The 13,785-nt window shown below is 34.4% G+C and carries 10 protein-coding genes; 1 reads left to right on the forward strand and 9 read right to left on the reverse strand.

All coding sequences use genetic code 11. The features are described from left to right. Nucleotides 1-27: 27 nt before the first annotated feature. The 3 genes from ACQKKO_RS03930 to ACQKKO_RS03940 all read right to left on the reverse strand — a co-directional run bounded on the left by ACQKKO_RS03930 (nucleotide 28) and on the right by ACQKKO_RS03940 (nucleotide 1,673). Nucleotides 28-306 (reverse strand): hypothetical protein, encoded by a 279-nt coding sequence (locus tag ACQKKO_RS03930; RefSeq protein WP_498644526.1) that lies wholly within the window; start codon nucleotides 304-306, stop codon nucleotides 28-30. Between the two features lie 705 nt (nucleotides 307-1,011). After that, a complete protein-coding gene (locus tag ACQKKO_RS03935) occupies nucleotides 1,012-1,248 on the reverse strand; it encodes a hypothetical protein (protein ID WP_498644528.1) in 237 nt (78 codons plus the stop codon). A 26-nt stretch (nucleotides 1,249-1,274) separates the two neighbouring features. After that, entirely contained in the window at nucleotides 1,275-1,673 is a 399-nt protein-coding gene (locus tag ACQKKO_RS03940; RefSeq protein WP_498644530.1) for a hypothetical protein, read from the reverse strand. Between the two features lie 358 nt (nucleotides 1,674-2,031). Here ACQKKO_RS03940 and ACQKKO_RS03945 point away from each other — a divergent pair, with 358 nt between their 5' ends. Further along, on the forward strand, nucleotides 2,032-2,412 hold the full coding sequence (locus ACQKKO_RS03945; protein WP_498644531.1) for a hypothetical protein: 381 nt from the start codon (nucleotides 2,032-2,034) through the stop codon (nucleotides 2,410-2,412). 82 nt (nucleotides 2,413-2,494) lie between these two features. Here ACQKKO_RS03945 and ACQKKO_RS03950 read toward each other — a convergent pair whose 3' ends face one another. The 6 genes from ACQKKO_RS03950 to ACQKKO_RS03975 all read right to left on the reverse strand — a co-directional run bounded on the left by ACQKKO_RS03950 (nucleotide 2,495) and on the right by ACQKKO_RS03975 (nucleotide 13,785). Beyond that, nucleotides 2,495-3,619 (reverse strand): hypothetical protein, encoded by a 1,125-nt coding sequence (locus tag ACQKKO_RS03950; protein ID WP_498644533.1) that lies wholly within the window; start codon nucleotides 3,617-3,619, stop codon nucleotides 2,495-2,497. Nucleotides 3,620-5,526: 1,907 nt separating this feature from the next. After that, a complete protein-coding gene (locus ACQKKO_RS03955; protein WP_498644535.1) occupies nucleotides 5,527-5,847 on the reverse strand; it encodes a hypothetical protein in 321 nt (106 codons plus the stop codon). Between the two features lie 744 nt (nucleotides 5,848-6,591). Beyond that, the gene (locus ACQKKO_RS03960) at nucleotides 6,592-7,296 is read right to left on the reverse strand and encodes a hypothetical protein (RefSeq protein ID WP_498644536.1); all 705 of its coding nucleotides are present in this window, start codon (nucleotides 7,294-7,296) and stop codon (nucleotides 6,592-6,594) included. Nucleotides 7,297-7,378: 82 nt separating this feature from the next. Beyond that, nucleotides 7,379-9,214, reverse strand: a complete 1,836-nt coding sequence (locus ACQKKO_RS03965; RefSeq protein WP_498644661.1) for a hypothetical protein — start codon at nucleotides 9,212-9,214, stop codon at nucleotides 7,379-7,381. 60 nt (nucleotides 9,215-9,274) lie between these two features. Continuing rightward, on the reverse strand, nucleotides 9,275-11,476 hold the full coding sequence (locus ACQKKO_RS03970; RefSeq protein ID WP_498644537.1) for an AAA family ATPase: 2,202 nt from the start codon (nucleotides 11,474-11,476) through the stop codon (nucleotides 9,275-9,277). Nucleotides 11,477-11,661: 185 nt separating this feature from the next. Then, entirely contained in the window at nucleotides 11,662-13,785 is a 2,124-nt protein-coding gene (locus ACQKKO_RS03975; RefSeq protein WP_498644539.1) for an FtsK/SpoIIIE domain-containing protein, read from the reverse strand.

A 13,785-nucleotide genomic window follows, 5' to 3' on the forward strand; every position in this document is an offset into this window, starting at 1 on the left:
GAATTTAAATTAAAATTCTCAATTCATTCAATAGTCATCTTCAAGATCTGCCTTAAGCTGCGCCAACTCTGACAACTTTTCCTCAAGTTCACCAGACCTAAACATGTTGTAAAACTTCTGCTCCTTCTCCATGCCTAGATACCTAACAAGTGCTTGATGGTTTCCATTGTAAACAAACAAAACTTCGTCATCTTCTTCAGGTTCACGACCGAATGCATGATATAGATAGTAAATGTAATCTACGCTGAATGACGGTAAAGGCTGGTTAAATAAGATCTTATGAGTTTCATTGTATAGCTTTTTCATTATAAAACCTCCTCTTTGTTGTTAGTCTATTATATGCTTGAGGATAAGGATTAATGATAATTTATTTTATATTTTTTTTTGTTTAATTCGATGGATCATTCTTTCTCTTGCTCCTACTCTCCAATCAGTTATATTTAGCTTAACGCTGCAGACCAATTGCCTCTCTTAGCTAATCCTCTAATACGTTTCATCTTAAGATTGATAACGTTCTGTTGATGCGATGATACTTTGTACAGGTTAGCTTTAAGAATGCTGTACTGCTTTAGTAAAGCTCTTTGCTGAGATGTTAGATACAATGTGAGGAGTCTCCTTTATTATTATTATGGTTTTATATATTCTATATTATACTGTGGTGTAAAACTCTCCTATACAGCAACCACGATGATCGAGTCTAGCGTTAAAGGCATGTGAGATGCGGTGTGAGCCAGTAAGTACATACTTCTGCTTAGTGTCAGGGAAACGGACTTTAAGAGTGCATGGAGATTTATTTGTAGCTAGTTTGCCTCTTATAGAGTCTTTGAGGAATGTGACATCGTATAGGTGGATTGTATCAGCATGAGCGATTATTTTGTTGTTTTGTAGGATGTCGTAAGTACCTTGCTTGTTAGTGCGGACGTGTACAGGTTGATTAGGATTGAGTGTGCGTTGTTTGTAGGGTGTTAGGTTGTTTATAGGCATTGTTAGTGGCTCCTTTTACTTTATATTTTACTTATTCGTTTCAGCTTGACGTACAACATGCTTGAACCAAATTGATTCGTGTTCTTTAATGTTCCTGAGCAATTCCTTCTCAGTGATGCCTTCGTAGTCTACGACTAAGTGGATGCCGTCATGAAGCTCCATATCATAGTGGTCAGTGTCTATGTAAGTGATTTTGTAGTAAGACCCTTCTTTAACAAGTGAATTGAATTTAGTTACCTTTGGTGCGTCTTTTAGATTTAGCATTGTGATCGTCTCCTTTTGGTTTATGCTTAAGCGTTGTACAAATTAGTTGCAAAACTCCCTGCTGCATTCTGTACTGGGAAGTATTTTTCATTGATTATACCAATTCTCCAGTCCATTCCATTTATCGTTCCTTCATAAATTCCTTTGTCAAATTCCTCTTGAATACTTTCTTTTACTTGATCAAGAATGTCTCTATGAGTTGCATCAAAGTGGCAGTTTTGAATGTTCACTGTCTTTTGCAGGCAGTCACAAATAATTTTAAATCCTTTTATAGGTTTTAGTAGCTTTACGTTAAGTCTAAGCCCACTCTTTGACTCATGAACAGTAGCCCGATATTCTTTTGTTCCCCAACCATAAGTATCTTTTATATATTTCTTAGCCTGCTTAAGAAGTTCCCTAGCTTCTTTAACACATGTAGTTCTCATAATAATAAGCTCCTTTTAGGCTGTTCACCTTTTATATTTTTATGTAAGTGCGCTGTCTACAATCTTATAAACTTTACTCTGTCGCTATGAATCGTTGCGGCTCGGCTGATGTCAGCGTCATGGCTATTGGCTGGTGATTTGAAGAGTTGCTTAATGAATAATGCTTATAAGATTGTAGGGTGATGTGGCTTGTTGTTTCGTTTCTTTAACTTAAGTAAATTATATCATGGATAGTATATATAAGTACAGTATTTTATATATTTACTAAAGGGAAATTGGTGAGAATCGTTCGACATGATGTGACACTATTAGGACGCTATGTGTTAGTATGCTATTAACTATAAATGAGGTGATGAGCTTGTTTGATCGTGATAAGGAGATTAATGAGGCATATAAGCATATCAAGAAATGGAGTAAGCGTTGGACTTCTCGTAGTGCTCGTAAGCATTACACTGGATATGCGAGTATGAAAAGACCAGCTCAAGTGACATATGACTTCATCTTAGAGCTGCCAGATAAAGAGATGAATGATAACGGTAAGATAGTTAAAGTAAGTGCAGAGGATAAACTGAATGCGATATATGAGTATATGGAGTTAAAGATAAATGAAGAGTTGAGTAAAGGTGATGAGTATAATAGTGACTTTAGTTTCTATAGGGATATTATGGAGACAATAGATAGACATTGGGAGTGTATAGATAATGAGAGACCGTGTGTAATTAATCCAGTGGGTGGGTAAAATGATTTTTTGTCTGTTGACTTTTCATATTATTACTCTCTTATTATTATAAAAGTCAACAGACAAATTTTATATATTTATTTCAATCCGGTCTCTTAAACTTATCTCTATATAGTGGTGCATCAAATTTAATCATACTGTTAGATAGTTTAAGGGCATTATCTAATCTCTCTACATGAGCTAACTTCCCCAATTTGTTAGTCATGTTTGCATCGATCTTATCTTTAACATTATGATTCAGACTATATTTAGTATGTATTCTATCTGATTGATCCAAGAGCATCTTCAACCTTTTGCGCTTAGATATAACTCTGTCTTGGTTAAAAAGTATTTCATATGACTTGTATGTATAGAGTATATTGAGATCGTCAAAAAGAATTTGGTTAACTCTTTCATAAAACTCTTTCTGTCTGCCTCTCTGAAATACTTGATGTATGGCTACGCTGGAGTTAGAAAAATCTAAGTCATAAGATGTGTCGATACCCATTTCCTCCATTACATCCTCCTGCACTCTAACTATATGCTTCTCTTCTGCCTCAGTGGCTTTCCTATGTATCATTTTAGCATGAGGAGTATCAGCGTATAGTACTGTAGTCTTGTCTCCATATACATTTATATTTTCTTGTTTGTGAGCTTTGATATCATAATTCAAATTGAAATCAGTTTCTACATTGGCAACACATACAGTGCGTGAATGGTTGTATACAATTAAGGATTGATTGACTAAGTTCTTTAAAGCCTGCTCTATATTACGCTTGAGCATGGACTTAGTTGACTCATAAAACTTCTGTATCTCAAACTCATTTATATTTTCTAGTTGTGATACTAGTCTAAGATTATATTTACCGAATGAATAATTGTCGTTGATCATGTTCAGTTCTCTGGATAGTTTGTCTTGTGACAGGTAGACCTTCTCTTCATCTGTATTGTTGCGTATGAGTAAGTCTAAGATAAGCTTCTCTATCTCTGCTATGTATTTAACTTTATTATTGTTGGCTCGTGATACAGTCTTAGGCTTTGGTGGTATGTGTATATGAGTGATAATAAACTTGTGGCCTTGTTTATCGTATGAGAAAAATCTTTCCCAGTTGATTAGCTGCGACTGTTTAGAAGTGCCTGTCTTGGTCTTCTCACTTAAAGCTTCACATAGTTCTTTGTAGTTCTTAAAGATCTGTCCAGTTGATAAGTTGCTAACGTTAATCTCCAATAGCATTCCTCCATTTATGTTAGCTTATATATTTAATTCAGATGTACTGAGTTGGTGTGCGTCTACCCTCCTTTATAATGTAAATGGTGAATGAGTATAGTGTGTGAGTAAGATATCTACTCTCTCTATTATAATGGATGACGTTGAGGAAGTCTACATTATTTTATATATTTAATAAAGATAATTTTAGTGATTGGGTTCGGAATGGCAAAGGTGAGAGAACAGAGTAAGTATAGTTAGGAGTGAGCGTGATATGTCTAGGTGATTAGGTCAGAGTATAATAAGTAGAGTGAGGAAAGAAGAGATAAAGCTAAGTAGAAAATATAAAACTGTTATAACTGTACCAGCAGATAATAGTATAACAGGTGATACAGATGAGTGGGACGTGATGAGGTTAGTGAGTAAGGTATCGAGTAGAGATAAGAAGGGTTGAGCTGCTGTGTGGTGTGGTAAGTGATATATTATGGACGGTGGTATAAGATAAGGGATGGTGTAGTGAGAGTGTAGTGAGAGAATGATTGATGTTAATATGAGAGTAGCTGGGATGGCAGATTAGAAGATATAGATAGGTGTGTGAGTAGAGTTAGATAGCGTATAGGATGTATACTATATGTAGATATAAATAGAATTATAAAAGAATATAATACAATATATAGTAGGTTAGTTAGTTGAGTAGTTAACCATTTAAGTAGATAAGATGACTTGCTCATTAATTGTTATGTTATAAGGTGCGAAGTTGGAAGAATAATGGTAATTAGTGGTATTGGATGCTGCTACTTTTAATTTTTTCGTTTACCACTCTACCGACCAAAATTGTATAATATTAGGTTAAACGCACCCCTCTCCTCACTCGGCCACGACTATTCTACTTATGATCCAGTAAGCTGCTACCCTATATCACTCCTCCACTTTAGCTATCCAACTCCCTAACACAGTACATAACTATAATTATATACGGTGTTCAGTGACATTTAATGGTATATTTATACCTTTATTTTACATTTATAACAGTTGAGCTAAGCATAGGTAGGGGGTATTTTACATCAAAAACAGGTTAATAATTGGCAGATATTTCCCTAACACTTCCACTCCCACCCTCAACTTATTTTTATATTAGCCTTATTTCACGCTACTTTTTTACTCTAACATCCGCCCCTATCCACTATTTTCATCTCCCTCCTCACACTATACCAATCTCTATTTTTCTACTTGTTTCCCCTCACATAATTACCAGTAAATATATTCCACCTACTTTTACCAATTCACTCTCCCTACTCACTCATAATTCCCTCTAATTTTCCATTTTAATCTCAACTCCCTAATCTCATCAACCTACCACTTATCCACAACTTATTAACACTTTTCTCTACTCTCACCATAAGTTATCCACAGTTTCACTCTCCGATGTTCGTCATGTCGTTCGTAAACACCCCTATTTATCTACATTTTTTGCCTGTGGATAACTTTAAAATCATCATTTTCAACTCTAAATCACCCTCAAACCCTTGGTACATCAACGGTTTACGAACGTCAAACCACTCAAATCACCCTCAAACCCTTGGTACATCAACGGTTACAACCATTTTAGCCTCATTTTACGAACTACCGATTTCGTCCATTTCTAATTTAGGAACACCCTATTTTGACCACTTTTCAATACCAAAATGCTTACATATCAACGTTTTTCGAACATTTACGAACACTAAAAGTGGTATGTAACAGAAAAACTCCATGCAATTTACCACTATCTACACTCAACAATCGTATATTTAAGGGGGCTATATTTACATCATACATATAAAACCCTCTCACAAGTCCATACACGCATATTTATATTCTCCTATACTTTCATACTACTTACACAACAAAACCCCTGAGATTCAATCCTCAGAGGCACTATCAACATATCAATCTAATTCCATCGCAAAAGCCTTTTTATCTTTCCCGTCAATCCCAAATTCAAATGTCTTTGGCAATACGCTTTGATCAGCTAACAATTCCTTTGCCCAATCTTTTAACTCTTGTTGTACTCTATAAGCTTTGTTGAATCCTTCATTATGTTTAACAGTCACAATAATCTCTACTCCAATTGGCAGCATCTCAACTGATGCTATTTTGTATTCCTTGCCCACATCTCCATACTCAACCAGTGGCAAAGGTAACATTGGATTCATATCAGCTATAAAATACACTCTGGCTCCTTGTTCATTTAGATAAAAATCTCTCATATTTAATTCCTCACTTTTAAAAATATAAATTGAAATGTATTTAGATGACCATTTATACTCGCATGTCTATGAGACTCATAAGGATGCCCAGTATCAAACGATATAGTAATTTGAATACCTAAGTATGCCTAACTACTAATCTCGCTGTAATCGTCTTGTATGAGCTTAAAACTATAAGCCAGTTTATTTATGTAATTAAAAGGGTATTTATGAATCGGTATTGAATATTAGCATAAACAGTAACTAAACTGTAAAAAGAAACTAATGGAGGTTTCAATTTGACAAACTCTACGCAAGCTATCCTCGATACTAACACGCTAACACTTCTTGATACAATCAACAATCTATCTAACTTAGGAACGCTCCCTACAATTCCCACACTATGTTTTTACTGCGGAATGACTAAGTACGATCTCTTTGAGCATTTAGATGTTTTATACGAGGCCAATGAGTTTGAGTGGATTGATGAAAATACTATAGTAAGCTTACCTAAGCCCAACTGGTACGTAAAGTGGGAGGGTAATGTAGATATATTCGGAAATAAGTAAAAGCCCCAAGATCAAGTCTCAGGGCTTAAAAATGTATGATAAATTCACTAATATCCCTATCTAAGTTTATAATGATTAATTTATGACCATGATAACATTACGTAGTCATATGGGGGGCTTATTTTACATCAAGTTCTCTATCACCTTCAGAATACGCCCTGTATGGCTATTTTATTGCAAAGGAAAAAAGACGCTCTTATGTAGAACGTCCATTGAAATATTTTGTATATCTTTCTGCTATCATTAATTTTTCATTTTCTCTCCACCAAATTAAATGACAATTAACTTTTCTACTTTTCCTATCTATAATTTCTTGATCTACATCTACCTCATAAAGTCGAATATTATTCTTTATACAATAAACTAATTTACGCTTAGATACTCCTGAACTCTTTTTAACTTCAATGGCATCGGTCACTCGACCTTTATCAGCAAATGCTATATCGAATATTACAATATGAGTTAAATCCTTATTAAAAACACAGCGATTACAAGGATGTTCTTTATGATGCTCACCTTCAATTGTACGTTTATAGGTGTCAATCTTAATCTTCTCACCATTATTCACATGATTATTATTCTCGCCTAAACATTTCGTAATACAACTATCACAGCTACTTTTATCAAAGTAAGGAAGCTGGTCGTACTCCACATATACCGGAAACTCAGTTGATGAATAATTTCCGATGAGTTTATGAGCGTTCTTGAATTGATCAACTAACTCGCAATTATTTTTGACTATCGCTTCATGAAGCCCCAATTTACTTTTAGAGTGAATCTTAGTTTCATTGGATAACGGTTTACTCGAAACTAAATCTTTATTATCCTTAATCGCTTTACATTCAGTGTGATAGAAATACTTAACCTTCTTCCCTCTTCGCTCAAAGTTATGTACATTCATATTCTCTTTATGGTCTTTAGTGCTACAATACTTACACAGAAACTTCTTATCTTTAATAATTACATCCCCTTAATTTATATTTTTATCTATGTATAACAAATGGTGAACCCTCAAACTCCACGTTTAGTATTTCTTTCAGTTTCTTGTTCAATCGGTTTCTCTTTAAATCATACTTATCTATAAACTCCGCAAGCATCCTTTTGATCTGAACTCTTTTATACTCTTTGCCTCCTAAATCAAGCACTACGTTATTCACTATGTCATTCTCTATAATCAATCCATGTTCATCTATCTGGCTTAAACAGTACTCTTCAAGCTTGCTAACATCGCATTCACTTCTTTTAGAGATTTTCTTACCTGTTTGCAAAGGATATACTCTATTAGCCTCTTCATCACCTAAACCCCTCAATAGCATCTCCCTAGACCATCCTTTCATTGAGAAGTGCTTTTCTTTGAACTCAATGGCCTTTTCTTCTCCAAATGTCATAACTTCATGAGAATAAGAGGGCAGAGCAAAGAATGATAGCTTATCTGACTTCTTTTCACTCAACACTTTTGAGACATCTTGTATGTATTCTGTTGGCATTTCACTTTTAGTTCGCTTAAATATTAATCCTAAGTAGGCAAATAACGAAACAATATCATTAACTCTCTTTATATTTTTAATACCTTTAATGTTGGCAATATGTCTAACACTGGCATAAAACAAGTACTCAACACGCTCATCGGTATAATGTTCCGCAGGTAAATTCTCTTTAGCTATGTTGTGTAGAATTGTTAAATCGCCTAAATATCTTTTGATTCTAGTGTACAACTCAGGGTACTCCTCTTGAAGGTCAATGCTCATTAAATAACGGATATTCTCATCAATTATCCTTCTTTGTTGTTTCTGCCAGTCTGTCTCTTTAATTTCAATCTTATATAGCTTCATTAGAAAATTTAAACCTTCTAATTTATTACAATTAAGAATCCGTTCAATGACTTTTCTGATTGTCCCTACTTTAAATCTACACTTTTCACTAAAGCATTTGTAGATGTATCCCTGTACTTCATCTCCGTAAAAGATGTTTGTGCTTGGATCTCCATCTTCATGAAATAAACATGAGAAGTGCTTCTCTTTTACTCCCAATAATAACCCTAAGTCCTGTTTCTTAAGATAGTCATACACTTCAGTATAAGTATAAAATACGACTGGACTTGGACTTAAAACCTTCCATAATTCCTCAAAAGCCTTATTCTTTATGAGTTTTATCATATTCAAGTTGTGGTGGTTACAAGGGAGTATATTATTTAAATCACTTGTAACCACCTGTACTTGTGTGCAGCTAAGTTTAACTTTATTATCAACAGTATCAGTGCTTTTATTTAAATTTTTATTATCAATAGTGTTAGAAGAGTAACCAATAGAAGTATCAATGTAATCATTAAGTTTGATTCTATTATTATAGTTTAAGACAATACTCTCCTTACCACCATAGAACAACCTACTGCCATCCTTACAGCTTTGATCACACTGAGGATATTGTTTATGTAGCTCATTCATTAAGCAATAGAATTGATTGTAGTTAGTAACAGGTTCATCTAATGCCAATACAACTCTAATCCTGTGATGATCGTCAGAATGGTTAAATGTTTTATATATAAACATGCCAATATTAGAGAAATCGGTAATCGCATCTTCAAGTCTATAATTATCATCAAAGTCCAAACAAATAACTTGTTGAGAAGTCCAACAATCTATTCTACGTTTAATTAAACCGTCAATTTTTTTATTTAAGTAGCCAGCCACAAAACTTTTACCTTTTGAAATCTCACTTGCCAATTCTTCTGGTGAAATGTCGGTAGGGTATTTTACAACCCTACCTGTCACCTCTCCTGCTGATTTCGGCTTAGATTTATATTCCTTTGGATCAAGCATTAATTTCAATCGCATACCTCCAAATTGCTATTTTTATTTTATATTTTTAATAATAAAAGCCTATTCTCTTAAGAATTCTCTAAGGAACGTTCTTCTATTCTCACTAACATCAGTAGCAATTCCATATCTTAAAGCTTTTAACTCACAAATCATTACACAACCCTCTGAAGCTCTTGTTATACCCGTGTAAATTAAATTCTTGCTGAGAAGGTTGTAAGATGAGTAATCAAAAGCAAAAAGAACATGCTTAATCGTACTCCCTTGACTCTTATGACATGTAATTGCGTATGCTAAATCAACTTTCCTAAAATCCTCCTCAGTATATTTTATGATTTCATCTATATCTTCAAATTTTATATGTATAAGTAGTTGTTCTTTTGTAACATCCTCACTCTTAACACCCTTAGTTATTCCTTTAATGACTCCCAATGTCCCATTGAAAATTCTCATCATGCCTTTTTCACCCTTGTACTTATTCATGTTGCCATGCTGGATAACCTTATCCCCTGCATAGAAGTGAGTATTAAACCTTTTATACGATGTTCCTATCCTCGGATTATAAATGGCTTGCAAGGCAGTATTAAGTGAATCTACGGCTAAATCTCCACCACTTTTCCTTCCAGTTATAATTTGAAACTCAAATAAATCCTTATTTTTGAACTTTTCAGCCACTTGGATAACTAAATCCTGAATGGATTCCTTTCTTTCTTGAGGAAATACCACAAAATCTTTTAATTCTCCAAAAATCTTTCTATCATGTGATCCACTGTTAATAATTTGCTTACCTTCTCTAACCTCATTAGCTGCAACTAAAATGCCTGATTTTTTAGCTTGACGCTGAACTTTAGTAAGCTCAATACGTGGAATTAATTCGGCTTCTGTTAAATCTCTGAAAACCGCTCCTACTCCAATTCCAGCCAATTGACCAGAGTCTCCAAGAATAATAAGCTTAGAGCCACTCTGTACTGCTCGTACAACGGCATAGAACAAATGACTGTTAATCATACTCGTTTCATCAATAACTATAATGTGGTACGGCATAGGATCTTCAGAATTGTACTTGAAACCAGTAGAATCCCAACCTAGAAGCCTATGAATAGTGCTTGCGTTAAGCCCGTGTTTTTCCATAACTTTTGCTGCTTTTCCTGATAATGCACACGCTGCATGAGTATAGTTATTCATTACTCCAAGAATTCCTTTTAGCGTGGCCGTCTTACCAACGCCACCTTTCCCATTAATGATTAACACATTATGCTTAATTGCTAGGTTAATAGCTGTAAGCTGTTCATCTGTGAATGAAAATCCTTGCTCACTTTCCACAATTGCAATCTTTTCAGTAGCATTTTTAATTTTAATATTAGACTCTTCTTTTAGTAATCTAAGTAGCTTATGTTTTATATTTTTCTCAGTTTCATATGTACTTAATAATGCGAGCCTTTCTCCATCTGAATAGATTGACTCATCTAAATCAAGCATTTCATTTTCAATTGTAGCTCTGTCAATTTGCAGAAGCTCTCTCATGCTCTCAATTAAAGTAAACCTCTGAGTCCAGCAATTACCTGAATCCTCTTCTTGTCTTAGTAAATATGCCAATGCAGCCATTATGCGATTTCGACCTTTTTTATCATCACCTCTATTTAGAGCAAATTTATCAACGGTTTTAAAACCAAAGCTACCCACACTGCACAGGCTGTAAATGTTATTATTTATCTTCTGGATAACTATTTGTGGACTACCAAAGTGATCAACAAGCTTCTTCATCTGAGGGAATGTTATCTGCAAGTCTTGAAGTTCGGCTATTGCCTCGATGATTTCTAAATTACCTAAAAGTTTTTCTTTAATTTTTATGTATGTTTTCTTTCCGATCCCTTTAACATTTTCATAATCAAATTTATCCTCCTGAATTAAATCTAACACTTTTTCATTTGGATAGTGATTAATAATGGCTTTGTAAAAACTCTCTGCTAATAGCGCCTTCATATAAACCTGTTGCTCAGTAACTGTGCTGGGACGATCTTGTTTTACTGAAACAAAATTCCACCCTTTTCCATACTTTTTATCTTCTTTACTTTGAATTTCAATTTCGTACTCTGCTCCCTCAATCAATTGAAAAGTAACTCCTGAAACTACAAAGTTTCCATAACTATTCAGTTCAATGCCTGAGTTTTTCTCAACAGGGTAAAAGCCGTATACTCCAAAAGTGTCATTGTAATGTATTTCCTTACTTACTTCTGCTTTAAGACTGAATGTTTCTTCTGTCATATATTTAAAACCATCTCCCTTTAATTAATTTTATATTTTTAATCACAAACTCTGAAAACCTGCACCTCAAATACTCTCCTCCCCATTTATTAGGTTATCTATATTTTACCACCACAAAAATTAAAGTCAATTATTTTTTTATATTTTTAATAATAGATTTATGTAAGAAGAGCTTTCGTTAATTTTCAAGCCCTCCATTTATCAAGATCTTCTTCATCAGCAATCACAGTGTAGCCCTTTTGCTTATTATCACTTTTCTGCAGCCAGTCTTCATCAATTAACTTTTGCATCAAATCTATTACAGATGATCTTCTAATCTTTAATTTCTCTTGTATTAAAGAAACCTTAGCCTCCCCACTTGTAGCAATTATCTTCTTTGCTTGATCGAGTTTTGAAACTTCGCTATTTACATTACTTATTTCTGAAGTGGTCGCTTTACCTGAAACAATTTGCTTTCTTATATTAGTGATGATTCGCTCCGTTTCATTTTCATTAAGACTTATAATCGCACCTTGAAACTGCTCGTATCCCATTTCTCCTTCTCTTTTCATCACTCCATGACCCATGCCTAATAAATGATAAGGAACGCCTTCACCAAATACTGTTTTATAACTTGAGTTATTATCCAACCTAAAGCTGATCTTGCTAGGTAATGACGCTTTAATAACACCATCAATAATCTTCGCATCTGGCCTTTGTGTTGCAATAACCATATGGATACCTGCAGCACGACCCATTTGAGCAATGTTTTGTATTTTATCATTCAAGTTACTTACACTCGCCTTTAGATCAGCGTACTCATCTACAATTAAGACGATATACGGCATATCGAAGCCTTTTTCTCTATATTGTTTAATGTTTTTACAGCTTTTACTCTTTAACTGCTTATAGCGTTCCTTCATCTCTCTGATCAGACTTATTAAATAATTCTCAGCCAGATCCATGTCCGTTATTATATTTTTTACTTGTGGGAAGCCTTCGTAATGTATAAACTCAACCATTTTGGGATCAATTATATTCACCTGCAGGTCTTTTTTATCTTTAATAAGGAGCAATGTTGTTAGAAACTGATTCAACCACTCACTCTTACCTCCCCCTGTTTGCCCAGCAACAAGCAGATGCTTCATCCTCGTTAAACAATCGATAATCGAATTACCTTTAGGATCTACACCTGCACAGAAAGGTAGAATATAATCATCATTATTTATAATGTCACTTCCTAAAAGGATATTCTTGAGGTAAATAGGAGTTCTATTGACTAATGGCATTAGAATAGATACCGTATTAGCCTCTTCCCCTTGCTCAATAGACAACCCTTTAACACCTAATACGCTTTGCATGTTTTCTTTTATATTTTTATGAATGATAGTGGTTAATGAAATGTCTCTCGGCAACTTTATAACGGTCTCATGGAACAAACTTCCGTTAAATGAGCTTAAAACCTGTATTTTATTAAGTTTATCAAACACTTTCACATCTACCAAAGCCTGTTTTATAGCCTTAGTTAGCTCTTTTGAGTTGTCTTCTACTTCAACCTCTTCTGTTTCAAGAAGCTCAATTAGAGAGTTGGGAGGTGTGTTAGACAAGCACATATCATTTCTGCTAACGAGGTTGTCGATGACAGGGCGTTCTACATCAAATAGACCTATTATATCCCCCTGCGACAAATGCTGTTTAAAAGGACGATATGGAGCTTGTGTGAGGTGCATTGAATTTAGGTAGGAATATTGGGATAGGATGGACTGGATGTAATTACTAATGAGTTTTTCTTTGTTTTCGTCCACTCTTAGGAAGTAAAAGTCTAAATTGAACGTGTAACGCTCATCAAATATTAAAGATTGCATTCTAGAATTTGCTGCCGAAGGTATAATTATTGGATCAGATGAGAAGAAGTTCTTAAATTGCTTTGTCAATTTTGGGGTATTAGGCTGCAAAAGCTCTTTATACTCCTCAATAACTTTATTGCGCCAACCAAAGTCTTTTTGAAGTGTTAATTTAATAACAATTTCTTCTTGAAAAGTAAGATAGTCTTGTAGGCTCTGAAATGCCCCGTAGATCAATTTGAAGTTAAAGGGGTATAAATACCCTCGATCAACCTTAACGCTTCGACATGGACGATATGAGAGGTCAGGAAGGGATTCAAGTGTTAAATTTAATTCTAGGACAGGTTTTGAAATGTAATGGTCAATCTCTGCCCTAGAGATGAGAGTATAATATTTAATATTGGTCATTTCAATAACTTCTTCATTAATTGAGCTTTGAAAATCATTCCAGTCAAATTTATAGGTATAATATTTACGTGAGAACAA

This window comes from Alkalihalobacillus sp. NPDC127517 (assembly GCF_050276055.1).
In the GTDB taxonomy this organism is placed as follows: domain Bacteria; phylum Bacillota; class Bacilli; order Bacillales; family Bacillaceae_D; genus Alkalicoccobacillus.